The organism is Amycolatopsis magusensis, from assembly GCF_017875555.1.
Taxonomy (GTDB): Bacteria; Actinomycetota; Actinomycetes; order Mycobacteriales; family Pseudonocardiaceae; genus Amycolatopsis; species Amycolatopsis magusensis.
In genome coordinates this window covers 2,661,656-2,684,359 of the sequence record NZ_JAGGMS010000001.1, presented here as the reverse complement: position 1 = coordinate 2,684,359, position 22,704 = coordinate 2,661,656, and the positions used below count along the sequence as shown (strand labels likewise).

21 protein-coding genes are annotated in these 22,704 nt (G+C 68.8%); 13 read left to right on the top strand and 8 right to left on the bottom strand.

Annotated elements, in window-relative coordinates; all coding sequences use genetic code 11:
• Window position 1 precedes the first annotated feature (1 nt).
• From JOM49_RS12520 to JOM49_RS12510, 3 genes are read left to right on the top strand one after another with little or no spacing between them, the layout of a single operon-like run.
• Window positions 2-2,584 carry a glycosyltransferase gene (locus JOM49_RS12520; protein ID WP_209664465.1) on the top strand — a complete coding sequence of 861 codons (2,583 nt, stop codon included), beginning with the start codon at window positions 2-4 and terminating at the stop codon, window positions 2,582-2,584.
• On the top strand, window positions 2,584-4,059 hold the full coding sequence (locus tag JOM49_RS12515; protein ID WP_209664464.1) for a radical SAM protein: 1,476 nt from the start codon (window positions 2,584-2,586) through the stop codon (window positions 4,057-4,059). The genes JOM49_RS12520 and JOM49_RS12515 overlap by 1 nt, the downstream gene beginning before the upstream one ends.
• A gap of 9 nt (window positions 4,060-4,068) precedes the next feature.
• Window positions 4,069-5,139, top strand: a complete 1,071-nt coding sequence (locus JOM49_RS12510; protein WP_209664463.1) for a LacI family DNA-binding transcriptional regulator — start codon at window positions 4,069-4,071, stop codon at window positions 5,137-5,139.
• A gap of 51 nt (window positions 5,140-5,190) precedes the next feature.
• On the opposite strand, the gene JOM49_RS12505 is transcribed toward JOM49_RS12510, so the two are convergent.
• Together JOM49_RS12505 and JOM49_RS12500 are read right to left on the bottom strand one after the other, a co-directional pair.
• Window positions 5,191-5,592, bottom strand: a complete 402-nt coding sequence (locus tag JOM49_RS12505) for a hypothetical protein (protein ID WP_209664462.1) — start codon at window positions 5,590-5,592, stop codon at window positions 5,191-5,193.
• Window positions 5,593-5,904: 312 nt separating this feature from the next.
• On the bottom strand, window positions 5,905-6,732 hold the full coding sequence (locus JOM49_RS12500) for a nitroreductase/quinone reductase family protein (RefSeq protein WP_209664461.1): 828 nt from the start codon (window positions 6,730-6,732) through the stop codon (window positions 5,905-5,907).
• A gap of 281 nt (window positions 6,733-7,013) precedes the next feature.
• On the opposite strand from JOM49_RS12500, the gene JOM49_RS12495 reads away from it, so the two are divergent.
• Entirely contained in the window at window positions 7,014-7,475 is a 462-nt protein-coding gene (locus tag JOM49_RS12495; protein ID WP_209664460.1) for a SecDF P1 head subdomain-containing protein, read from the top strand.
• Between the two features lie 2 nt (window positions 7,476-7,477).
• Here the strand turns inward: JOM49_RS12495 and JOM49_RS12490 are convergent, their stop codons facing one another.
• Window positions 7,478-8,968, bottom strand: coding sequence for a flavin-containing monooxygenase (locus JOM49_RS12490; protein ID WP_209664459.1), 1,491 nt, complete (start codon window positions 8,966-8,968; stop codon window positions 7,478-7,480).
• An 84-nt stretch (window positions 8,969-9,052) separates the two neighbouring features.
• On the opposite strand from JOM49_RS12490, the gene JOM49_RS12485 reads away from it, so the two are divergent.
• The 3 genes from JOM49_RS12485 to trxA are packed head-to-tail and all read left to right on the top strand — an operon-like array spanning window position 9,053 to window position 10,423.
• Complete coding sequence (locus JOM49_RS12485) at window positions 9,053-9,679, top strand: TetR/AcrR family transcriptional regulator (protein ID WP_209664458.1); 627 nt, start codon at window positions 9,053-9,055, stop codon at window positions 9,677-9,679.
• 28 nt (window positions 9,680-9,707) lie between these two features.
• Window positions 9,708-10,106, top strand: coding sequence for a MerR family transcriptional regulator (locus JOM49_RS12480; protein WP_209664457.1), 399 nt, complete (start codon window positions 9,708-9,710; stop codon window positions 10,104-10,106).
• Window positions 10,103-10,423, top strand: coding sequence for a thioredoxin (gene trxA / locus JOM49_RS12475; protein ID WP_209664456.1), 321 nt, complete (start codon window positions 10,103-10,105; stop codon window positions 10,421-10,423). Before JOM49_RS12480 ends, trxA begins: the two co-directional genes overlap by 4 nt.
• Here the strand turns inward: trxA and JOM49_RS12470 are convergent.
• The gene (locus tag JOM49_RS12470) at window positions 10,420-10,887 is read right to left on the bottom strand and encodes an RrF2 family transcriptional regulator (protein ID WP_209671117.1); all 468 of its coding nucleotides are present in this window, start codon (window positions 10,885-10,887) and stop codon (window positions 10,420-10,422) included. The genes trxA and JOM49_RS12470 overlap by 4 nt on opposite strands.
• A 103-nt stretch (window positions 10,888-10,990) precedes the next feature.
• Here JOM49_RS12470 and JOM49_RS12465 point away from each other — a divergent pair, with 103 nt between their 5' ends.
• Entirely contained in the window at window positions 10,991-11,731 is a 741-nt protein-coding gene (locus tag JOM49_RS12465; RefSeq protein WP_209664455.1) for an SDR family oxidoreductase, read from the top strand.
• 185 nt (window positions 11,732-11,916) lie between these two features.
• The gene (locus JOM49_RS12460) at window positions 11,917-12,819 is read left to right on the top strand and encodes an aminoglycoside phosphotransferase family protein (protein WP_209664454.1); all 903 of its coding nucleotides are present in this window, start codon (window positions 11,917-11,919) and stop codon (window positions 12,817-12,819) included.
• Here JOM49_RS12460 and ligD read toward each other — a convergent pair.
• On the bottom strand, window positions 12,814-13,788 hold the full coding sequence (gene ligD / locus JOM49_RS12455) for a non-homologous end-joining DNA ligase (RefSeq protein ID WP_209664453.1): 975 nt from the start codon (window positions 13,786-13,788) through the stop codon (window positions 12,814-12,816). The genes JOM49_RS12460 and ligD overlap by 6 nt on opposite strands.
• 75 nt (window positions 13,789-13,863) lie before the next feature.
• The gene (gene dnaE / locus JOM49_RS12450) at window positions 13,864-17,397 is read right to left on the bottom strand and encodes a DNA polymerase III subunit alpha (RefSeq protein ID WP_209664452.1); all 3,534 of its coding nucleotides are present in this window, start codon (window positions 17,395-17,397) and stop codon (window positions 13,864-13,866) included.
• 279 nt (window positions 17,398-17,676) lie between these two features.
• Between dnaE and JOM49_RS12445 the strand changes: the two genes are divergently transcribed.
• From JOM49_RS12445 to JOM49_RS12435, 3 genes are all read left to right on the top strand, one after another.
• Complete coding sequence (locus JOM49_RS12445) at window positions 17,677-19,272, top strand: alpha/beta hydrolase (RefSeq protein WP_372444215.1); 1,596 nt, start codon at window positions 17,677-17,679, stop codon at window positions 19,270-19,272.
• Window positions 19,273-19,367: 95 nt separating this feature from the next.
• On the top strand, window positions 19,368-19,925 hold the full coding sequence (locus JOM49_RS12440) for a TetR/AcrR family transcriptional regulator (RefSeq protein WP_209664451.1): 558 nt from the start codon (window positions 19,368-19,370) through the stop codon (window positions 19,923-19,925).
• A gap of 51 nt (window positions 19,926-19,976) precedes the next feature.
• On the top strand, window positions 19,977-20,654 hold the full coding sequence (locus tag JOM49_RS12435; protein WP_209664450.1) for an SDR family oxidoreductase: 678 nt from the start codon (window positions 19,977-19,979) through the stop codon (window positions 20,652-20,654).
• A 117-nt stretch (window positions 20,655-20,771) separates the two neighbouring features.
• On the opposite strand, the gene JOM49_RS12430 is transcribed toward JOM49_RS12435, so the two are convergent.
• Complete coding sequence (locus JOM49_RS12430; RefSeq protein ID WP_209664449.1) at window positions 20,772-21,419, bottom strand: TetR/AcrR family transcriptional regulator; 648 nt, start codon at window positions 21,417-21,419, stop codon at window positions 20,772-20,774.
• 97 nt (window positions 21,420-21,516) lie between these two features.
• Between JOM49_RS12430 and JOM49_RS12425 the strand changes: the two genes are divergently transcribed.
• On the top strand, window positions 21,517-21,900 hold the full coding sequence (locus JOM49_RS12425) for a YybH family protein (RefSeq protein WP_209664448.1): 384 nt from the start codon (window positions 21,517-21,519) through the stop codon (window positions 21,898-21,900).
• Here JOM49_RS12425 and JOM49_RS12420 read toward each other — a convergent pair.
• Entirely contained in the window at window positions 21,893-22,663 is a 771-nt protein-coding gene (locus tag JOM49_RS12420; RefSeq protein WP_209664447.1) for an isocitrate lyase/PEP mutase family protein, read from the bottom strand. The two genes, JOM49_RS12425 and JOM49_RS12420, sit on opposite strands and share 8 nt — an antisense overlap.
• Window positions 22,664-22,704 lie beyond the last annotated feature (41 nt).

Here is a 22,704-nt window from a genome sequence, read left to right as displayed (position 1 = left end):
CATGACAGCCCTCTGGGGAATATCCTTCGACGGTGCACCGATCTCCGGATTGATCGTCGAGTTCGTCAAGACCGCGCGATTGTTCCACGACCGGGGCATTCGGGTGCACCTCGACCTCGGCTACGACATCAAGGCGGACAAGAACGCCTTCTTCCGCCCCTACACCGACGAGGCCGAGCTGCTGCCCGAGTGGATCGAGCTGGACCGGATCGAAGCTGTGCAAGGGATCGACGGTTACACACCGGAGCTGGTCACCGCGGTCCTGCGCGAGGTGATCGGCCGCGGCGACGACTCGCGACTACGGTCGGTGATGCATTCGGTGACCGCCACCCTGCGTGACCGAATTCTCGCGAAGTGGACGGAACTCGGCATTTCTTTCGTTCTGGTGGAGAATGGGACGCTGCCGGAGAACGTCATCTACACGCGCGCGCTCTACCAGGCGATCGAGGAATACGGCAACCGCCATCGGCTGGGTTGTTTCGTGCTCTGGCGCGATCACGACCTGATGTGGCAGAGCGAGCCGAGCAGCGGCAAGTACGGGCAATTCCCCTATCCGCACACCCCGCAGCCGGTGAACAGCCCGTTCATCCACTACGCCGCCCTGCACGAACAGGCCCGCCGCCGGACGTTGGCCTGGGCGCCACACCTGCGCCAGCTCAGCGTGCTGCCGAACACCTTCACCCACCGGCCGGCCGTGGTGGACGAGCACAACGCCGGTTTCCGCGCCGAGCACGGCATTCCCGAGCACGCGCCGCTGATCGCGCGGTTCACCCGGATCGTGCCGCAGAAGCGCATCGACCGCGACCTGCACCTGATCGCCGCGCTGCCCGGCGTCCACCTCTTCGTCGCGGGCGAACCGGGTGAAAACCCTGGTGAATTCACCAGACTCACCGAACTGGCCACCGAACTCGGCGTGCGCGACCGCGTGACCTTCGGCGGTGGCCTGGCCCCGCACGACGCCGAGGTCGGCAGACCCGGTTACTCCGTGCGAGACCTGCTCGCCCACGCGCAACTGGTCTCCTTCCTGACCTCCTACGACTACGAGAGCTACGGCAACCCGATCGGCGAGGCCATCGCCTCGGGGGTGCCGTACGTGACCAGCCGTTACGAACTGTACGAGACGGTCTACGGCGACAAGGGTTTCCGCGCACCGGTGCTGGACGTGCGCCGGCACGACCTGCCCACCTCGTCCTTTGTGGACGAGGTGGCCGAACTGCTCACGGACGAGACGAAACGGGCGAAGATGGCGGAGCACAACTACGCGCTGGGTCAGCGGCACTTCGGCGAAGGGCGGGCCGAGCGCCTGCTGGACCGGCTGTTCCTGGCGCCGATGGACGAGCGCACCCGGATCAGCGTGGTGCTGCCGGTGTACAACGAGGCGGCGAACCTGCCGTCGGTGCTGGACTCGCTGTACCAGCAGCGCGGCATCGACCGGTCGGCGTACGAGGTCGTGCTGGTGGACAACAACTCCACCGATGACACAGTGGACATCGCCCGCCGGTTCGCCGAGGACCACCCCGACCTGGCCGTGCACGTGGTGCCCGAGCCGGAGCAGGGCGTGGCCTGCGCGCGCCGGACCGGCATGGACTTCGCCAGCGAACGCAGCAAGAACCGGGGGTCCGCCGCGGAGGAGCGGTTCCTGCTGGTCTCCGCGGACGCCGACTGCCGCGTCGACCCGGACTGGCTGGCCGAACTGGCGGCCGCGATGGACTCGAGCAAGGCCGCCATCGGCGTCTGCGACTACTACTACTCGCCGGAACACTTCACCGGGCGGCCGCGGTTGTGGGACGCGATCTCCCGCACGCTGCGCTGCCGCGCGGTCACCTTCGCCCTGTTCGGCGGGTTCCCCGACGGCAAGGGCTTCGCCGTGGACCGCGACGCCTACGACCGGGTCGGCGGCATCGAGATCTTCTACCAGCTGCAGGACGGGAAGTTCGTCAACCACCTCTCCGACGACTGGGACTTCGGCATCAAGGTCCGCGGCTCGGGCGAGGAGATCGCGTACGCGCCGAAGTCACGGGTGGAAATCAACCCGCGGCGGGTCGACCACGCCATCGACGAGGTGATCACCGGCCGCGCCTACGGTTCGGACGGCATCATCGTGATGCGCGACATCCGCGTCGAGGACCCCCGGCCCGCCAGGGAAAGCGACCTCACCGAAGCGGAAGCGCTGCAGGCGTGGGAGTTCTCCGTCAAGGACTTCACCCCGAAGAACACCATCCTGCCGGTGCTGCTCACCCCGTCCCTGCTGGACGACGACGCGGTGATCGAGTTCTTCGGCGCGGACCTGGCCGACCGCCTCGGCAGGCGGATCGCCGAGCTCAAGGACGAGATGCGGGTGGTCGACTTCACCCCGATCCACTCGTACAAGACGCCCTGCTACCGCCTGTACTTCGAGTTCGCCGACGAGATCTTCGCCCGTCTTCGTGCCACGGTCGGCGAGGACATCGGCCACCCGCCGCCGCTGCCGTCCTGCTTCGACGACGTGCCACCGGAGCGGTTCGCGGAGTTCGTGAAGTACTACTGCGAGGACCGCGAATCCGGGGACGCGCACAACTACTTCGGCAACGGAGGGGTGTTCTGATGACGATGAGCTACGAGCAGGCCCTGGCTTCGCTGCGGCAGACCGATCCCACCGCACCCGAACCCGCCGTGCTCGGCGCGCTTTCGGCACCGGAGAACCGGCACCTGCTGGAGTACGTGGTCGAGGACCCCTTCGGCGCGCACGTCTTCCCCGGCAACGAACCGGACTACTCCCCCGAAGCCTTCCTGGCCGATCTGGACGCGCAACTGGCCGGCTCGGCACCCATCCACCTGTGGTCCTACATCCCGACCTGCGCCTACCGCTGCCGCTTCTGCCAGTACCCGGTGGTGCTGGTGAAGGGCAGTCCCGAGGTGACCGACGCCAAAGCCAGCCAGTGGGTCGACTGGAACATCCGCGAGGCGGAGCTCTGGCTCGAACAGGTCCCGTCGCTGGCGTCGGCGCCGGTCGGCGAGTTCAACGTCTTCGGCGGCACGCCGTCGCTGCTGCCGAAGCACGCGATCCGCCGGCTGCTCGAGTTCTACCGCGAGAACTTCGGCTTCGGCCCCGAGACGACGATTCGGTTCGAAGGCGACCCGAGCACCTTCACCCCGGACAAGCTCGAACTGCTCGCCGAACTGGGCTGCACCAAGCTGTCCAGCGGCGTGCAGTCCTTCGACGACCCGGTGCTGCGGCAGTCCGGTCGGGAACACAGCGCCGAGATGTGCGTGGAGTTCATCCGCAACGCCCACCGCACCGGGTTCGAGTGGATCAGCATCGACCTGATGTACGGGCTGCTGGACCAGACGGTGGACAGCGTCCGGCGTGACCTGGACATCGTGCTCGCCGAACAACCGACCGCGGTGGTCTGCACCAAACTGCACCTGAAGTCCTATACGGACACCCGGACCGGGGTCGCCGGGGTGCAGCCTGCCGCCTGGCAGCTGCCCGACTACCGCGACCGGCTGGTCCGCGACGGGCACCGGTGGCCGCCGCTCGGTGAGCAGTACCAGATGCGCGAGGTGCTCACCGAGGGGTTGCGCGCGGGCGGGTACACCGAGCACCCGACGATGTACTTCGCCAGGGACGGGCTCGGCCCGGAGAAGTGGAAGTCCATCATGGTCGACCAGCACCGGCAGGAGGCCGAGGTGGCGATCGGGCTCGGCGGCAGCTCCAGCTGCCGTGCCTCGGAAGCGATCACCGACGTGCACTGGAAGCGGTACTCGGAGGCGGTCGAGGCGGGCCGTATCCCGCTCGGCTCGGCGACCGGGTTCTCCGCGGCCGCGCAGGAGGCGCGGGCGATCAAGATGGCACTGTCCACATTGCAGCCGCTCGACGACGAACTGCACCGGCGCCGCTTCCCCGGTAGCTCGCTGCTCGCCGAGCCGTGGCGTTCGCAGTTCGGCTCACTGGCCGAACGCGGGCTGCTGCGGGTGGACGAACAGGCCGGGCGCGTCGAGCTGACCCCGGACGGTGAGGTGCTGGTGGAGGCCGTCATCAACACCGAGCTGGACGCCGTCCCCGCGCTGTCACCGTAAGCTACCGGGGTGCCTGCCCCCCGGAAGCGCAAGCCGACGCTCGACAGCGTGGCCGAGGCCGTCGGTGTGTCCAGGGCAACCGTGTCGAACGCCTTCAACCGGCCCGACCAGCTGTCCGCCGACCTGCGCGAAGAGGTCCTGCGGGTGGCTCGCCGCCTCGGCTACCCGGGGCCGAACCCGGTGGCGCGCAGCCTGGCCACCAGCCGCACCGGCGCGATCGCCTTCATGCTCGACACGCCGTTGCGCGCGGCTTTCTCCGACCCGGCGCTGTCGATCACGCTGGACGCGCTGTCCACCGAGGTGGACACCGAGGGCTACGCGCTGCTGCTCCTGCCCGGCGGGGACGACGGCGGCCCGCGAGCCGACCGGGTGCTCGCCGCGCAGGCCGACCTCGCGGTCGCGTACTCGCTGGCGGACGGCGCGCCCGCGCTGAAGGCGGTGAAGCAGCGGCGGTTGCCGCTGGTGGTGATCGACCAGCCGGTCGTGCCGGGCGCGGCGGTGGCCGGTATCGACGACCGCGGCGGGGCCGCGGCGGCCGCCCGGCACCTGCTCGACCTGGGGCACCGGCGGTTCGGCATCCTGTCGGCGCAGTGCCTTTCCGCCCCTCGCGGCGGTCCGTTGTCCCTGGAAGAGGCGGTGCGCAGCCGATTCCGCGACAACCGCGAACGCATGATCGGCTATCTCGACACGCTTTCCGCGGCGGGCATCGATCCCGCCTCGGTGCCGATCTGGGAGACCACGGGCCTGTCCCGGACCGAGGCCCAGGTCAGCGCGCGGGCCGTGCTGGAAACCGGCCCGACGGCGGTCCTGTGCATGTCCGACGAACTGGCGATCGCCACCCTGGCCGCGGCCGCCGAGCTGGGCCTGCGCGTGCCCGCCGACCTGTCGGTGATCGGCTTCGACGACACTGCCGAGGCCGGCTGGGCCACGCCCGCGCTGACCACCGTGCGCCAGGACCTGGCGGGCAAGGGCCGGGCCGCCGGGCGGATGGCACTGGACCTGCTGGCCGGGCGCCCGGTGAAGCAGCCGGTGGTGCTGGACACCGAACTGATCGTCCGGGGCTCAACCGGACCGGCGTAGGTCCGCTCATCCAGCCCAACTCGAGCGGCCGGCGACGCGCGGCCGGACCGCCTACTTGGCGAGCCAGAAGGTGAGCAAGGTGAGCGCCGCACCGATCACGATGCCGGCCAATCCCCAGTTGCGCTGCGAACGACCACTACGCTCTTCCAGCTCTTTCAACTTCCCGACCAGCTTCGTGATCTCGTCCACCATCGCACGCTGCAGTTGCGTGGTCGCGAGGGCGACCGCCTGGCCGTTCACGCTGAGGCTGTGGTTGTGCGACTCCTCCAGCCAGCGCATATAGATGGCGAGCTGGGTCGCCAGGTCGGGGACACCTCCGTCAGTCTCGGGCCCGAACTGCGGCACGGGCGGAACGCAAGCGCTGTCCGACTTCGCCTTTTTGTATGACCGGTACGCGAGGAAGAACGTCGTGATCACCAGCGCGATGATCACCAACACCAGGAAAACCGCCACGATCCCCAGTGGGACCATCAAGAGGGGCACAGCCACCACCTTTCCGCTCCAGCGCCGAACACGCTGCTACAGCGGAAACTCCTGAACCTTGCGGTTCTCTCCGTCCATCACCCGAAGGAGGAGCATCTTCACCACTTCGGCAGAGCGCCGCACACCGCACATTGCCCAGAGTACGACCATGAAGACCTCGCGAAATCCCCGAAAGTAATATTCGTCAACCCATACCCGAGAAGCCACCTCAGGACTGTCACGAATGTGGCTTTCGAGACATCGAACGTCTCGAAAGCCACATTCGTGACATCGGCGCCGTGGTCAGCTGTCCAGTAGCGGAATCAGCTGGGTTTCTTCGTAAGCCAGGTGGCGTTCCAGTTCCTCGGTGAGCCGCTCGACTTCCGGTTGGACGGTCGCCGGCTCGACGCCCTCGGTCGAGATCACCGCCTGCAGTTGGGCGACCAGCGCCGCGATCTTCTCGTGTTCGCCGGACAACCGGTCGATCGTCGGGGCCATTTCGGGGTAGCGGTCCGCCAGGTACGGGAAGAGCGCGGTGTCCTCCCCGGTGTGGTGGTTGCGCAGACCTTGGCACAGGGTCAGGCAGTTCATCCGCAACTGCACTCCGAGCGAGGCCCCCGAATCCGCGAACTCCTTGCGGATCAACGAAAGTTCACGCCGGAACGCGTCGTGCACCAGCTTGAGGGCGGCACCAGGGGAGGACGCGTTCGGCGGGCCGCCGGACACGGTTTCCAGTGCCACCACGGGAAGTACGCGGGTGGTCATCGACTGGTAGTTGCGCCAGCCTTCCTCGGCTTCGGCGGCACGCTCGAACACGCGGTCGCGTTCCGCACCGGAAAGCACGGTGGCTTCGACTTCGTAGGTGAACACGCCGTCTTCGACGGTGGCGCGGGGATTGGCGAGCAGGTTGTGGTACCAGGCCGGGTGCCGCGGTGAACCACCGGCGCTCCCGATGACCAGCACGCGCTCGCCGCCGTCGGGCAGGTAGGCGAGCGGCACGGTGTGCGGTGCACCGGAACGCGCGCCGGTGGTGGTCAGCAGGATCAGTCTGGCGCCTTCGAAATAGCCGCCGACACGGCCACCGTTGGCGCGGAACTCCTCGATCACGGGCAGGTTGAAATCGTTGGGCATGTTTCTCCTCGGGAGTTTTCGGGCAGGACGAAGCACCGCCGGAAGGGCGGACGTGAAAAAGGCAGGATTGAGCACGCGCGCGGGTTTCAGCGCACGGCAGCAGAGATCACATGAAAGGAAAAAAGGAAAGGAAACGGAGGCGGCGGGGCTCTCGCCCGCCGAGCGCTCACGCCTCGGCCGGGAACCCGTCTCGAATTTGGCCCAAGGCCGACCCGGCAGTCACGAGCACGACTTTAGAGCAACGCCTCCCGCACTGGCAACCGCCCCGCTAGGGTCGGTCCATGCGCCTGCTGCCCTTGCTGCTGCTCGCCTTCCTCCTGTCGGCCTGCTCCGCCGAAGTCCCCGGTGACGCCACCCCGGCGCCGGTGTTCACCGCGGGCACGCCCGTGGAACTGCGGGTGGTCACCCCGGGCGGCGGCACCACGCTGCTCGACAAACAGGGCACCTCCTACGAAGTGGGCCCGGTGGCACTGGTGCTCGACCGGTTCACCAAGGTGGGCGCGAGCTTCCGCCCCGAGGTGACGGGGTGGGTGGTGGACGTCGCGCTGCCGTCGGACCTCGCGGAGAAGTTCGGGAAGCTGACCGAGGAACAGGTCGGGAAGCAGGTGGCGATCGTGGCCGACGGCGTCGTGCAGTCGGCACCGGAGATCCAGCAGCCGATCACCGGCGGGGAAATCCAGATCACCGGCAAGTTCACCAAGGACGACGCCGAAGCACTCGCCGCCGCGCTCGGCGGGAACTGACGCTAGGAAACCCTGTTCCCGGCGAACCGGTAGTGCTTGAGGTCGAACCGCGCACTGGTCCACATGGTTTCCAAGGTCAGTGACGGCCGGAACGGCACGTCGCCGTGCTTGTCGAAGTAGTAGCTGTTGGCGTCGCCGCAACCACCCTGGAAGAACACCTGCTGCGGACGGCGGCTGAGCATGTGCTCGAAGTACTCCCGGTTCGCCTCCGGCGTCACCTCGACGCGGGTCGCGCCCGCCCGCCGCGCCTCGGTCAGGCACCGCACGATGTGCCTGCTCTGCGTCTCGATCAGGTTGAAGTAGCTGGCGCCGTTGTAGCCGTAGGGCCCGAGGATCATGAACAGGTTCGGGAAGCCAGGCACGCTGACCCCTTGGTACGCCTGGAAACGGTGGGTGTCCCACCAGGACTCCAGGTCCGTGCCGCCCACCCCGGTGGTGGCGAACGGCGGCATGTTGCCGGACTCGAACACCTTGAACCCGGTGGCCAGGATGAGCACGTCGACCTCGTGCTCGACCCCGTCGGCCGTGCGGATCCCCTTCGGTGTCACGCGATCGATGCCCGAGGTCTCCAGCACCACGTTGTCGCGGTTGAAGGTTCGCAGGTACTCGTTCGAGAAACTGGGGCGCTTGCAGCCGAGCGCGTACCGCGGCGTGAGCTGGTCGCGGACGACCGGGTCGGCGACCTCCTTGCGCAGGAACCGCTTGGCCAGCTTCTCCCCCAGCTTCGCCACCGGGACCACGCCGGTGAAGTGCGCGGCCACCGGGAAGTTGGCCTCCACGTAGGCCTGGCTGAGCACCCGGGTGAGCCGTTTCGCGCCCGGCACCCGCCGCAGCGCCGCCCGCAGCGGCCGGGCCAGCCGCGCGTCCGGTTTGGGCAGGCACCAGATCGGCGTGCGCTGGAAGACGGTCAGGTGCGCCACCGCCTCCGCGATCGACGGGATCACCTGCACGGCCGACGCGCCGGTGCCGATGATCGCGACGCGCTTGCCCCGCAGGTCGACGCCGTGGTCCCAGCGCGCGGTGTGCATGAGCGTGCCGCCGAAGTCTTCCAGCCCGTCGATCGCGGGTGGTTTCGGCTGGGTCAGCACGCCGGTCGCCACCACCACGTGCCGCGCGGTGACCTGGTCGCCGCCGGAGGTGCCGAGCTTCCACTGGTCGTGGGCCTCGTCGAACTCGGCCGAGGTGATCCGGGTGCCGAGCCGGAGCCTGCCGCGCAGGCCGTAGCGGTCCACGCAGTCCTCGGCGTAGTTCTTCAGCTCGTCGCCCGGCGCGTAGACGCGGGACCAGTCGTCGCGCTTGTAGAAGGAGAACTGGTAGCTGAACGACGGGATGTCCACGGCTACACCGGGATAGGTGTTCCAGTGCCAGGCCCCGCCGACGCCGTCACCCTCCTCGACGATCAGGAAGTCCTCGAACCCCGCCTCGCGGAGCTTGATCGCCGCGCCGATCCCGGAGAACCCGGCACCGACCACGATCACCTCGTAGTGCGTCATCGTCACTCCCGACCGGCATAGCTGACAGGGCGTCCTGTCAACGACAGGCTCACACCTGACCGGCACGTCTGTCAAGATGGGGGCATGCCTCCCGTCGTCCGCCCGTTCCGCGGGGTCAGCGCCGAGGACCGGCGTGCCACCCGGCGCGGCCAGCTGCTCGAAGCCGCGCTCGACGTGCTCGGCGACCACGGGCGCGACGGCTTCACTATGACCGCCGTCTGCCGCCGGGCCAAGCTGACCGAGCGGTACTTCTACGAGAGCTTCGCCAACCGGGACGAGTTGCTCATCGCCCTGTTCGACGAGCTGGCCGGGCAGGTGAGCGAGCAGGTCCTGCGGGCCACCGCCGAGGTGCCCGCCGACGCCGGCGTCGCCACCCGGTACGCCGCCGCGCTCCGCCCGATGATCGGCGCGATGGTCGCCGATCCGCGCCAGGCCCGCGCCTACGTCGAGTGCTTCACCTCCGACCTGCTCCGCGAGCACCGCGCCCAGGTGGTGCGGACCTTCGCCGCGGTGATCACCGAACAGGTGCTCGCGCTCAGCGGGACGCCCGCGCGCGCCCGGGTGGAGGCGACCGCGCTGCTGCTCATCGGCGGCATCCACGAGGTGCTGCACGGCTGGCTCACCGGCGCGGTCGAACTGACCGAGGACGAGCTGGTCGCCGAGTTCGCCGGTATCGGCGCGAACCTCACCGAACGGCTCATCTTGCCTTGACGCGGGCGTCAACGTTTACCGTCGGCTCATGAGAATCGGCGAACTGGCCAAGAAAGCCGGGACGACGACGCGCGCACTGCGGTTCTACGAAGCGCAGGGCCTGCTCGACGCGCCACGCACGGCCAACGGCTACCGCGACTACGGCGAGGAACACATCCGGCTGGTCAGCGAGATCCGGACGTTGCAGGCGGCCGGGCTCTCGCTGGACGACACCCGGCCCTTCGTCGACTGCCTGCGGTCCGGGCACTCGGCCGGTGACTCGTGCGCCGATTCGATCGAGGTCTACGAACGCAAACTGGCCGAGGTGGACGCCTGCCTCGACCGGCTCAACTCGGTGCGGGCCGACCTGCTGGCCAAGCTGACCGCGGCGGTGGCGCGGCAGCCGGACCCCTGCCGGGTGACCGACGACTGGGAGTCCCGCACATGATCGAGACCATCACCGACGCCACCTTCGACGAGGCCGTGCTGCGCCACGACGGGCCGGTACTGGTGGACTTCTGGGCGCAGTGGTGCCCGCCGTGCCACATGATCACGCCGGTGCTCGCGGAGATCGCCGCCGAGCGCGCCGGTTCGCTGACCATCCGCAAGATCGACACCGACGAGAACCCGCTGTCCATGCGCAACTACCAGGTGATGTCGCTGCCCACGCTGATCCTGTTCCGCGACGGCGTCCCGGTGCGTTCGCTGGTCGGCGCGAAGCCGAAGGCCAAGCTCCTGGCCGAACTGGACGCCGTGCTCGTCTAAGCGCTCAGCCAGCGGCGGATGCCGCCGAGCGCGTCGACTTCGTAGTCTTCGCCGACCTGGTGCGCCAGGTCGGCGATGGTCACTTCACGCAACGCCTCACGCCACGCGCGATCGGCCGCGGACATCGCGCGGCTGATCGCGCACGGCCGCGTGCAAGCTTCGGGAGAGACGGCCAGCGGCCCGCGCTGGCGGATCTCCGTGCAGGTGAACGCCGGGCGCGCGCCGTCGACCGCCTCCACCACGTCGAGCACGGTGATCTCCGCCGGTGCCCTGGTGAGCACGTACCCGCCGGCGTGGCCCTGCACCGAGCGGACCAGCCCCGCCCGCGACAGGCCCTGCAACTGCTTGGCCAGATAGCTGGCCGACACGTCGTGCAACTCGGCCAGCTGAGCCGCCGGGACCGGGTGGTCGACCGCGGTCAGCACCACGCAGCAGTGCAGCGCCCATTCGACTCCGCCGGACATCTTCACCCGGCCAGCGTACTTGACCCGGACACCTTTTGTCCGAGTAGTATCGGCCTCATCCCGGACAACAAGTGTCCGAGTATGAGGCGAACGGAAGTCAGCCATGAGGATCGTGGTCATCGGCGGTACCGGGCTCATCGGCGGCAAGCTGGTGGAGAAGCTGACCGCGCGCGGGCACGAGGCGGTACCGGCGGCGCCGTCCACCGGCGTGGACACGCTCACCGGCGAGGGACTGGCGGAGGTGCTCAAGGGCGCGCAGGTCGTCGTCGACGTCTCGAACTCACCGTCCTTCGAGGACACCGCGGTGCTGGAGTTCTTCACCACGAGCACGCGGAACCTGCTCGCCGCCGAGGCCGGCGCGGGCGTGGGGCACCACGTGGCGCTGTCGGTGGTCGGCGCGGAACGGTTGCCGGACAGCGGGTACATGCGTGCGAAGGTCGCCCAAGAGGCGCTGATCAAGGACTCGGGCGTGCCGTACTCGATCCTGCGCGCCACCCAGTTCTTCGAGTTCCTGGACGGCATCGCCGCCACGAGCACGGACGGCTCCGCGGTCCGGCTTTCCGGCTCCCTCTTCCAGCCCGTCGCCGCCGAGGACGTGGCCGCCACCCTGACCGACGTCGTGCTCGCCGCCCCGGCGAACGGTACGGTCGAACTGGGCGGTCCCGAGTCACACGGCCTGGCCGACCTCGTGCGGGAACACCTTGGCCGCAAAGGAGATCCGCGCGAAGTGGTGGCCGACGACGCGGCCGGCTACTTCGGCGCGGTGATCGACGACCAGTCACTCCGGCCAGGCGAGAACCCCCGCCTCGGCGACCTCACCTACGACAAGTGGGCCGCTCGCTAGGCACGCTCGGCGTCAGCCTGAACTCCTGAATGCTATGAGTGGGGCATTACTAGCAATGAACGCTAGTAATGCCCCACTCATAGCATTCGCCGGTACGGTGGAGGCATGCTTTGACGCTGGCCCGGTTGCCGGGCACCCCCAGTACCTCCTTCGTCACGCACCCGAAGATCCGACGAAGGAGTCCCATGAACATCGACGTGCCCCAGCAGCTCGTCCAGTCCCACGGTGACGAGCACCCGGAGTGGCTCGCCGCGCTTCCCCGGCTGGTCAAAGATTTCCTCGGCCGCTGGTCCCTGCGCCGCGAGGGTCCCACCTGGCACGGTTGCGCTTCGCTCGTGCTGCCGGTGGTCCGCGCGGACGGCACCCCCGCGGCGCTCAAGTTGCAGCCGCCCACCGAGGAGAACGCGGGCACCGCGCTCGCGCTGCGGACGTGGAACGGCGACGGCGTCGTCCAGTTGCTCGAGTACGACCCGGACACCAGCACGCAACTGCTGGAACGCCTGGACGAAACCCGGCCCCTGTCCGCGGTTCCGGACGACACCACGGCGATCACCGTCCTCGCCGAACTCCTCGCGCGGCTGACCGCGGTGCCCGCCCCCGCGGGCATGCGCCGCCTCGCCGATGTGGCCGCCGCGATGCTCGACCAGACCCCGGACGCCGTGCCCGCGCTGCGCGACCCGGCCGAACGGCGGCTCGTCCAGCGGTGCGCCGACGTGGTGGCCGAGGTGCTCGGCGAGCCGGGTGACCGGCTGCTGCACTGGGACCTGCACTACGACAACATCCTCGCCGGTGGGCGGGAGAAGTGGCTCGCCATCGACCCGGAGCCGCTGGCCGGTGACCCGGGTTTCGACCTGCTGCCCGCGCTGGACAACCGGTGGGACGACGTGGTCGCCTCCGGTGACGTGCCGGGGACGGTGCTGCGCCGGTTCGACCTGCTGACCGAGGCACTCGGCCTGGACCGGCGGCGCGCCTACGCCTGGTCGATGGCCCGCGTGCTGCAGAACGCGCTGTGGGACATCGAGGACGGGGAGATCGCGCTGCAACCGGTGCAGCTCGCGATCGCCGAAGCGCTCAGCGCGCGGTCATGACGGGACCTTCGCCTCGGCCGGATCCCGATCGGGGCGAAGGCCTCGCCAAGCCGTGTGCCGCAGGCGGCCGTCCGAGGTGAACCGCCGGTAGACCACTTCGCCGACCAGCCGGGGCTCCACCCAGTGCGCGCCCTTGGCCCGGTCGCGCGGCACCTGCTCGTCGAACGGACTGGTCCGGCGCTCGATCTTGCGCAGCCGGGTGTGCAGGTCGTCGAGGGTTTCGTGGGTGAAGCCGGTGCCGACGTCACCGAGGTAGCGCAGGTCGCCGCGGTCGTCGTAGGCGCCGAGCAGGAGCGCGCCGAGCGTCCCGGCCCGGCGGCCTTCACCCGGGCGCCAGCCGCCGAGGACCACCTCCTGCGTGGTGATCAGCGCGTGCTTGATCCACTCCGGACTGCGGCGGCCGGGGTGGTACCCGGCGTCACCGTTCTTCGCGACGAGTCCCTCTAATTTGGACTGACGGGCGACGTCGAGCAGGCCCTGCGGGGTGAGGCCGGTGGCGGACAGGTCGGCGTGGCTGTAGGCGGGCGGGATGGCGAACAGGTTCGGATTTCCGGGCCGCAGCTCGACGAGCAGGTCACGCCGCTCGCGGTAGGGACGGTCCAGGAGGGTGTCGCCGCCGAGCCGCAGGAGGTCGAAGGCGAAGAAGCTGAGCGAGTGGCGGCGGGTGCGCCGGTTCTGCAGGAGGGTGAAGTCCGGCACGCCCCCGTCGTCGAGCGCGACGATCTCGCCGTCGAACACGGCTGGTCGCCCGCCGAGCATGTCGCCGAGGCCGCCGGCCAGCTCGGGGTACTCGTCGGTGACGTCGTTCCCCCGGCGGCTGTTGAGCCGGACCGTGCCGTCCGCGCCCACGCGGAAGCACGCGCGGTAACCGTCCCATTTGAACTCGTAGGCGTAGCGGGAGTCGTCCGGCAGGGCCCCGGCCTGCGCCAACATCGGCTCGACGGCCGCCGGTACGCGGGAGTCCGCCATCTCCGCCCTCCGTTCCCTCGACCTCAAGGTAACCCGGATGGCCCACTCCGCGCCCGCTCGGAATCGACCGGGTGATCAGGCGACCGAGATCCCCGGGATTCCCTTCAGCTCACCGAGCAGCATCGAGCTGAGCCGGACGGGGTAGTCGTCGAGCGCGTACCGCCGGACTCGCTGCCCGGCGACCAGTTCGACCCGCACCGGGGTGTCCCCCGCGTGCGCGAGCAACGCCGACTTCAGCTCACCGACCACCTCGCGATCGAGCTTGTCGGCGCTCGCGCGCAACACGAGCGGCGCTTCTTCGCTCAGGTTCGAGATGTCGAGCGGATCCACGCCCGCGCCGAACACCGACATCTTGCCCTCCCGCCAGTTGACCCTGCCCTTGACCACCACCGGGTTGTCCTCGGTCAGCTCGGCCGAGAACAACGCGTAGGACTTCGGGAAGAACAGCACTTCCAGCGACCCGTCGATGTCCTCGACCGTGCAGATCGCCCACGGCTCACCCTTCTTGTTGACCCGCCGCTCCAGCGCGGTGATCAGGCCCGCGACGATCAGCTCACCCTCTCGCGGCGGGTCGGCCAGTATCGCGCCGATCGGCTTCTTCGCGTGCTTGCGCAACAGGGTTTCCGCGCCGTCCAGCGGGTGCGCGGAAACGTAGAGACCGAGCATTTCCCGTTCGTAGCCGAGCATTTGCTTGCGCGGGTATTCGTCTTCACCGAAGCGCAGGTGCGTCAGCGGTGACGAAGAGGGCCCGGCGTCGGTGCCGAACAGGTCGAACTGGCCCATCGCTTCACGGCGTTTGAGCGGCACCACCGCCTCCACGGCCTCCTCGTGTACCTGCACCATGGACAGCCGCGTGTTGCCGAGCGAGTCGAACGCACCCGCCTTGATCAAGGATTCGAGCACTCGCTTGTTGCACACCACCAGCTCGGATCGGTCCAGGAAGTCGGTGAACGACGAGTACTTCCCGGTTTCCGCGCGGGTCTTGATGATCGACTCGACCACGTTCGTCCCGACGTTGCGGACCGCGCCCATTCCGAAGCGGATGTCGTCCCCGACGGCCGCGAACCGCTGGGCCGATTCGTTGACGTCCGGCGGCAGCACCTTGATGCCGAGGCGGCGACATTCGGAGAGGTAGATCGCGGACTTGTCCTTGTTGTCCCCGACCGAGGTCAGCAGCGCGGCCATGTATTCGGCAGGGTAGTTCGCCTTGAGGTAAGCGGTCCAATAGCCGACCAGTGCGTATCCGGCCGCGTGGGATTTGTTGAACGCATATCCGGCGAACGGCAGAATGGTGTCCCACAACGCCTGCACGGCTTCATCGGAGAAACCGTTCGCGCGCATCCCCGCCTGGAAGCCTTCGAACTCCTTCTCCAGCACCTCTTTCTTCTTCTTGCCCATCGCCCGGCGCAGCACGTCGGCCCGGCCCATGGAGAACCCGGCGACCCGCTGGGCGATCTGCATGATTTGTTCCTGGTACACCACCAGGCCGTGGGTCTCGGCGAGGATCTCCCGCAGCGGCTCGGCCAGTTCCGGGTGGATCGGCTCGATCGGCTGGCGCGCGTTCTTGCGGTCGGCGTAGTTGTTGTGCGTGTTCATCGCCATCGGGCCCGGCCGGTACAGCGCGTTCACCGCGATGATGTCGTCGAACCCGGTGGGCAGCATGCGGCGCAACAGGTCCCGCATGGCGCCACCGTCCAGTTGGAACACCCCGAGGCTGTCACCGCGCGCGAGCAGTTCGTAGGTGGCGGGATCGTCGACCTTGAGCGTGTCGAGGTCGATGTCCTCACCGCGGTTGGCCTTGATGTTGTCGATGGCGTCGCCGATGACGGTCAGGTTGCGCAGGCCGAGGAAGTCCATCTTCAGCAGGCCGATGGCCTCGCAGGAGGGGTAGTCCCAGCCGGTGATGATCGAGCCGTCGTCCCGCCGCCACAACGGAATGGTGTCGACCAGCGGTTCCGCCGACATGATCACCGCGCAGGCGTGCACGCCGGCGTTGCGGATGAGGCCTTCGAGGCCGCGGGCGGTCTCGAAGATGGTGGAGACCTCGGAGTCGGTCTCCACCAGGGCACGGACCTCGGCGGCCTCGGCGTAACGCTCGTGCTTGGGGTCGACGATGCCGCCAAGCGGGATGTCCTTGGCCGCGACCGGCGGGGGCAACGCCTTCGAGATCCGGTCGGCGATGCCGTAGCCCGCCTGTCCATAGTGGACGCGGGCGGCGTCCTTGATCGCCGCCTTCGTCTTGATCTTGCCGAAGGTGATCACCTGGGCGACCCGGTCCGCGCCGTACTTGTCGGTGGCGTACCGGATCATCTCGCCGCGGCGGCGGTCGTCGAAGTCCATGTCGATGTCCGGCATGGAGACGCGTTCGGGGTTGAGGAACCGCTCGAACAGCAGGCCGAGGTCGATCGGGTCCAGGTTCGTGATGCCCAGCGCGTACGCGACCAGCGAACCCGCGGCCGACCCACGACCGGGGCCGACGCGAATGCCGACCTCGCGGGCGTGGCGCATCAGGTCCGCGGTGATCAGGAAGTACGCCGGGAAGCCCTTCTGCGTGATCACGTCGATCTCGAACTCGGCCCGCTCGCGGTACGGCTCCGGCACACCCCCGGGCAGGCGCCACGCGAGGCCGTCCATGACCTGCTGGTGCAGCCAGCTCGCTTCGTCGTGTCCCTCGGGGACCTCGGTCTTCGGCATCCGGTCGTGGTGGGCATAAACGTCCTCATAGGACTGGACGCGTTCGGCGATGAGCAGGGTCGAGTCCGCCGCGCCCGGGACCTCGGTGTCCCAGTACTGGCGCATGTCCGCCGCGGACTTCAGGTAGTAGCCATCACCGTCGAACTTGAACCGGTTCGGGTCATTGAGCGTCTTACCCGCCTGCACACACAACAACGCACTGTGCGTGTCCGCCTGATCCTGGGTCACATAGTGCGAGTCGTTGGTCGCCAGCGGCGCCAGACCCAGCTGCTTACCGATCTCCAGCAGACCCTCACGCACCGACCGCTCGATCGGCAACCCGTGATCCATCAACTCCAGGAAAAAATTGCCCGCCCCGAAAATGTCCTTGTAGTCCGACGCCGCCTGGATCGCCTCGGCCTTCTGCCCCAGCCGCAACCGCGTCTGCACCTCACCCGACGGGCACCCCGTCGTGGCGATGATCCCCTCATGATGCTCGGCGATCAACTCCCGATCCATCCGCGGCTTACGGTAATACCCCTCCAAACTCGCCAGCGACGACAACTTGAACAGATTGCGCAACCCCGTGGCGTTCTCCGCCAGCATCGTCATGTGCGTATACGCACCCGCACCCGAGACGTCGCCACCCTCACCCAGCTCATCCGCCCCACGCTGGTTCGACTGACCCCAGAACACCGGCTTCTTGTGAAACCGCGACTCCGGCGCCACATACGCCTCGATCCCGATGATCGGCGTGATCCCCGCCTTGCGCGCCTGCTGGTAGAACTCATCCGCCCCGTACATATTGCCGTGGTCGGTCATCCCCACCGCCGGCATCCCCAACCGAGCCGCCTCCGCGAACAACGGCGCGATCTTCGCCGCCCCATCCAGCATCGAGTACTCGGTGTGCACATGCAGATGGACGAAAGAGTCCAAGGTCGACTCCCGGTGGTTGTGGGTGCGGAATCCGGCCCGCGCATTCGACCCGAGCGCAGGAACCGCTGTCCAACAACCGACACACCGAACGCGGACAACCAGCGGTTGTCACCGCAGGCCGGACCCAGGTTGCCGATTCACCGGGTACGCGGAACTTCGGTCGACGGATCACCATACTTTCGACCGGTCTGGTCATCGCCCGCTTGTGCGAGTCTCGCCGGAGCAGAACCACGCCGATACGCGTGGTGACAATTCCACGAGGGAGTGACCTTGCCGAGAATCGCAGGGAGCCGGGTGGGTGCGGTGGCACTCGCCGGCGCGCTCTTCGCCGGCGCGCTGAGCGGGCTGTCCGGGACCGCGGTGGCCGCGGAAGAAGCCGGCCCGAAGGCCGCGCAGGTGGGCGCCACCGCTCCGGTCGACTGGGGTGCGTGCGCGAAGGAAACGCTGGCGGGCGTGCCCGCCGACCAGGTCGGCCAGTACAGCTGCGCCCGCTACCGGGTGCCGATCGACCACGACAACGCCTCGCTGGGCACCATCGACATCGCGCTGCTCAAGCGCGCGGCGAAGGTCCCCGGTCAGCGCGTGGGCTCGCTGTTCCTCAACCCCGGCGGGCCCGGCGGTTCCGGCCTGCGGATGCCGATCAGCGGCCAGTTCTACTTCCAGCAGCCGGTGCTCGACCGGTTCGACCTCATCGGCTTCGACCCGCGTGGCGTCGGCGCCAGCAACCCGCTGCGGTGCTTCACCACCGCCGAGGACGCCGACGAGATCAACAGCGCGATGATCGGCGTGCCGCAGAGCCGTGAGGAGATCTCCGGCACCCTGGCCGCCTACCGCGACTACGGGCAGTTCTGCAAGAACAACGCCGGTTCGCTGCTCAACCACATGTCCACCAAGGACGTGGTGCGCGACCTCGACAAGCTGCGCGCGGCGGTCGGTGACCAGAAGCTGAGCTTCGTCGGCTTCTCCTACGGCACGCTGATCGGCTCGACCTACGCCGGGATGTTCCCGAAGCAGACCCGCGCGCTGGTGCTCGACGGCAACGTCGACCCGAAGCTGCGCACCAGTGACGGCGTGGCGTACGACCAGCAGCGCGCCGACGGCTTCGAGATCGCCCTCGACGCGTTCCTGAAGAAGTGCCAGCAGGTGGGCCCGAACTGCGCGTTCAGCTCAGGCAACCCGCGTGCCAAGTTCGACGCGGTACGCGATCACCTGCGCAAGCAGCCGATCGGCTCGACCGACCTCAGCTTCTTCACCGGCGGCGTGGGCAGCGCGCTCTACTCGCCCCTGCGATTCCCCGGCCTGGCCGAGGACCTGCAGGCGCTGTACGACGCCATCCAGCCGAGCACGGACGCGGTCTCGGTGGCCGCGGCCCCCACGATGAAGGTGCTCACCCCGGGCAAGAACGGTCTCGCCGACATCGACCCGGAGAGCCCGTACACCTCGGACGACTCCTACTTCGCGGTGAACTGCTCCGACAAGCCGATCAAGGTCAAGCAGAACAAGGTGCCGGAGATCGCCGCGCAGACCGAGCGGAAGTCGCCGACCTTCGGCCGCTACCAGGTCTTCGCCGACATCGCGGCCTGCCCGGTGTGGCCGGCCAAGAACCCGGACGTCTTCCGCGGCCCGTGGCGCGCCAAGACCGACACCCCGGTCCTGGTGGTCGGCAACTACTACGACCCGGCCACGCAGTACAAGTTCTCGCAGCGCATGGCCGAGCAACTGGGCAACGCGCGGCTGCTCACGGTCGACGCCTTTGGCCACTGCATCCTCGGCGACGCGGCCGGGGTGGACAAGATCGCCGCGGACTACCTGATCGACCTCAAGGTGCCCGCGAACGGCCAGGTGTTCCAGCCGAACGTCCAGCCGTTCAGCTAAAACCGGCACAAGGCGGGGCGGGTCGCAAGGTGACCCGCCCCGCTTTTCGGCGCCGATATTGCACCGTTCGTTCTCAACAGCGTACGGTGGTGGGCGTGGCACGGCACAAGGAGTTCGACCCGGAGGCGGTACTGGCCCAGGCCATGGTGCTGTTCTGGGAGCAGGGCTACGAGAAGACCTCGATGCAGGACCTGGTGCAGCACATGGGCGTGCACAAGCGCAGCATGTACGACACCTTCGGCGACAAGCGCACGTTGTTCCTCAAGGCGCTGGACCACTACACGAGCCGCGCCGAGCACACCTTCCGCGCCGCGGTGGACGCGAACGCGGACGGCAAGGCGGCGTTGCGCGCGCTGATCGAAGGGTCCATCGAGGCAGGCACCGAACACGGCCGCGGCTGCATGCTGGTGAACTGCGCGACCGAACTGGCCCCGCGTGACGAGGAAGCAGCCGAGCAGGTCGAACGGCACTTCGAGCGGACCAGGCAGCTGCTGGTCGACCTGGTCGCCCGTGACCGCGACCGGCGGGCCGCGGAGGCGCTGGGCACCCTGCTGTTCAACGCCTGGCTCGGGCTGCGGGTCCAGGCTCGCGCGGGGCAGTCGCCCGCACAGCTGCGCCGGATGGCCGAGGGTCTCTACGCCCTGCTCGACTGAAATTTTTTTGCCCTTATTCTGCACCGTTCGTTCTCAACAGAAGGAGCTCCGATGAACCTCGAACTGGCGACCGCGGTCGCCGTGGTGACCGGCAGCAATCGCGGCCTCGGCAGGCGGTTCGCCGAGCAGTTGCTCGCGCGGGGCGCCAAGGTCTACGCCACCGCGCGGCGGCCGGAAGCAGTCGACCTGCCCGGCGCGATCCCGCTGCGGCTGGACCTCGGCGACAGCGAGTCGATCGCGGAGGCCGCGCGGGTCGCCGCCGACGCCACGCTGCTGATCAACAACGCCGGGATCTCCACGATGACCCCGCTGATCGGCGGCGACTTCGCCGACATCCGGCGGGAGATGGACACGCACTACTTCGGCACGCTCGAGGTGACGCGGGCCTTCGCGCCGGTGCTCGAAGCCAACGGCGGCGGCGCGGTGCTGAACGTGCTGTCGGTGTTGTCCTGGGTGCACCTGCCGGACCTCGGTGCCTACAGCGCCGCGAAGACCGCGTCGTGGGCGATGACGAACCTGGTGCGTCAGCAGCTCGCGCCGAAGGGCATCCACGTGGCCGGCTTGCACGTCGGCTACCTCGACACCGACATGGCGGCGAGCGTGCCCGCCGACCAGAAGTCCGACCCCGGCGAGGTCGCCGCACTCGCGCTCGACGCACTCGCCAAGGGCGAACCGGAGATCATCGCCGACGACCTGAGCCGCCAAGCCAAAGCCGCGCTGAGCGCCTAGCTCAACCCGGCCCCACGAGCCCGCCCCAATGCTATGAGTGGGGCATTACTTGCAATGAACGCAAGTAATGCCCCACTCATAGCATTGCCGGGGCCCGAGCGGCAGGGTCGCGGGCGGCTAGCGTTCCCAGCGGTCTGAGAACAGGGCGTAGCTCGGCGGCTCGCCTGGGAGCGGGTGGGCCGCCGTCGCGCGCAGGCCGTCCAGTGCGATGGCGTTGATGCGGGCCCGGGCGTCGCGCGCCGCCTCGATCAGGTCGGTGCGGCCCTGGTTGCCGAGTTGGTCGAGCAGCGGCGACTTGGCGAGTTGCTCGACCAACAGCGCCAGGTCGACCATCGTCACGTCGGGCCGCAGCACGCCCGCCCGGTGCGCACGCTCGACGAGTGCGGCCACCGCCTCGTCCGAGCGTGCGTTCTTGTCGGCCATCTCCTCGGTGATCTCGATCATCCCGGCCAGCGGCGCCAGCGAACCGGGGCCGATCTCGATCGCGGTCCGGATGTAGTGCGCGAGCCCTTCCCACGGGTCCTCGTCCGCGAGCCCTTCCTCGGCGGCGCGCAGGTAGTCGTCCAGCGCGATCACGCACAGGCGCTGGAACAGTTCCTCCTTGGTGCGGTAACGGCGGTACAGGCTGCCGATGCCGACCCCGGCGCGCGCGGCGATCGCCGCCACCGACGCGTGCGCGCCCTCGACCGCGAGCACCTCGCGCGCGGCCCGCAACAGCGCCTCGTCGTTGCGCTCGGCTTCGGCCTTCCGCCCGTGCTTCGTCATCTCCCCGAGTTTATCGCCCTTGCGGAGCGATCCGCTCCGCGCGTACCGTCGGAGCAAACCGGAGCGATTCGCTCCGATAGAGCCGCAAGGAGCTGCCATGCCGGACACCGAGGCGATCCGCCAGACCATCGCGAACGCCGAGAAGCACCAGAACGACCTGGAAGAGTTCGTCGACCTGCACACCGCCGACGCGCTGATCGTCAACATCGCCGGTCGCCGCGTGCTCGGCCGCGACGCGATCCGGGAGGCGATGGCGCACGCGCTCGCCACCCCGCTGGCGAAGGTCCTGACCAAGACCGAGATCGTCGACATTGGTTTCACCACACCGGATGTCGCACTCGTCAGCTGCGTCAAGCGGATCTTCGACGAGCGCGAGGAGTCCGGCGGCCTGCCGGCCCGGGGCAGCCTGACCTACGTGGTGGTGCGCGAAGGCGACGACTGGAAGATCGCCTTCGCGCAGACCACGCCGGTCCTCAGCTGAGCAGCCGGTTCAGTTCGCCGTAGTCGAAGGACCCGGCGAGCGCGGTGTACGTGCCGCCGGTGAGCAGTTCGCGGGTGCTCCGGTGGACCACCGCGTAGGCCGCCTGGCTGATCGCCGCGCCGAGGCTGATCCGGGCGACGCCCAGCGCGGCGAGCTCCGCGACCGGCGGCGCGCCGGGGCCCACCATCACGTTCACCGGCGCGGCCACGCCGTTGACCAGCGCGGACACCGTTTCCGGGGCCACGACGCCCGGCACGAAGACGCCGTCGGCGCCGGCGGCCAGGTACGCGGCCGCCCGCTCCAAAGTGGACTCGAGGTCGCCGCCGGTGAGGAAGGTGTCGATCCGGGCGTTGAGGAAGAACTCGTCGCCCGCCTTACGAGCGGCGGCGATCCGCGCGCACTGGTCGTCGACCGGCCGGGTGCCGTCCTCGAGGTTGATGCCGACGGCACCGGCTTCGAGCGCGCGCGACACGGTTTCGGTCACGCCGTCCGGGGTGCCGGCGTACCCGCTTTCCAGGTCGGCGGTGACCGGGACCTCGACCGCGGCGGCAATGCGGGCGATCAACGCCAGCGCGCTGTCGCGATCGAGCCGGTCACCGTCGGGCGCGCCGAGGCTCCACGCCACGCCCGCGCTGGTCGTGGCGATCGCCCGCGCCCCGGCGGCTTCGGCGATCCTCGCGCTGGCCACGTCCCAGGAATTGGCCAGCAGCAACGGATCGCCGGTGTGCAGTGCGCGGAAGAGTGCGGCTTTACCGGTGGTCATGCCCGGAAGTCCAGCAGAACGCCCGCCCGCCGTCTGGCGGT

What these genes read in the sequence shown, in the direction of transcription:
- JOM49_RS12460 (WP_209664454.1), top strand. Translation starts at nt 11,917, where the DNA reads ATGAACATCGACGTGCCCCAGCAGCTCGTCCAGTCCCACGGTGACGAG.
- trxA (WP_209664456.1), top strand. Translation starts at nt 10,103, where the DNA reads ATGATCGAGACCATCACCGACGCCACCTTCGACGAGGCCGTGCTGCGC.
- JOM49_RS12435 (WP_209664450.1), top strand. Translation starts at nt 19,977, where the DNA reads ATGAACCTCGAACTGGCGACCGCGGTCGCCGTGGTGACCGGCAGCAAT.
- JOM49_RS12515 (WP_209664464.1), top strand. Translation starts at nt 2,584, where the DNA reads ATGACGATGAGCTACGAGCAGGCCCTGGCTTCGCTGCGGCAGACCGAT.
- JOM49_RS12480 (WP_209664457.1), top strand. Translation starts at nt 9,708, where the DNA reads ATGAGAATCGGCGAACTGGCCAAGAAAGCCGGGACGACGACGCGCGCA.
- JOM49_RS12470 (WP_209671117.1), bottom strand. Translation starts at nt 10,887, where the DNA reads ATGTCCGGCGGAGTCGAATGGGCGCTGCACTGCTGCGTGGTGCTGACC.
- JOM49_RS12520 (WP_209664465.1), top strand. Translation starts at nt 2, where the DNA reads ATGACAGCCCTCTGGGGAATATCCTTCGACGGTGCACCGATCTCCGGA.
- JOM49_RS12485 (WP_209664458.1), top strand. Translation starts at nt 9,053, where the DNA reads ATGCCTCCCGTCGTCCGCCCGTTCCGCGGGGTCAGCGCCGAGGACCGG.
- ligD (WP_209664453.1), bottom strand. Translation starts at nt 13,788, where the DNA reads ATGGCGGACTCCCGCGTACCGGCGGCCGTCGAGCCGATGTTGGCGCAG.
- JOM49_RS12495 (WP_209664460.1), top strand. Translation starts at nt 7,014, where the DNA reads ATGCGCCTGCTGCCCTTGCTGCTGCTCGCCTTCCTCCTGTCGGCCTGC.
- JOM49_RS12490 (WP_209664459.1), bottom strand. Translation starts at nt 8,968, where the DNA reads ATGACGCACTACGAGGTGATCGTGGTCGGTGCCGGGTTCTCCGGGATC.
- JOM49_RS12500 (WP_209664461.1), bottom strand. Translation starts at nt 6,732, where the DNA reads ATGCCCAACGATTTCAACCTGCCCGTGATCGAGGAGTTCCGCGCCAAC.
- JOM49_RS12430 (WP_209664449.1), bottom strand. Translation starts at nt 21,419, where the DNA reads ATGACGAAGCACGGGCGGAAGGCCGAAGCCGAGCGCAACGACGAGGCG.
- JOM49_RS12420 (WP_209664447.1), bottom strand. Translation starts at nt 22,663, where the DNA reads ATGACCACCGGTAAAGCCGCACTCTTCCGCGCACTGCACACCGGCGAT.
- JOM49_RS12425 (WP_209664448.1), top strand. Translation starts at nt 21,517, where the DNA reads ATGCCGGACACCGAGGCGATCCGCCAGACCATCGCGAACGCCGAGAAG.
- JOM49_RS12465 (WP_209664455.1), top strand. Translation starts at nt 10,991, where the DNA reads ATGAGGATCGTGGTCATCGGCGGTACCGGGCTCATCGGCGGCAAGCTG.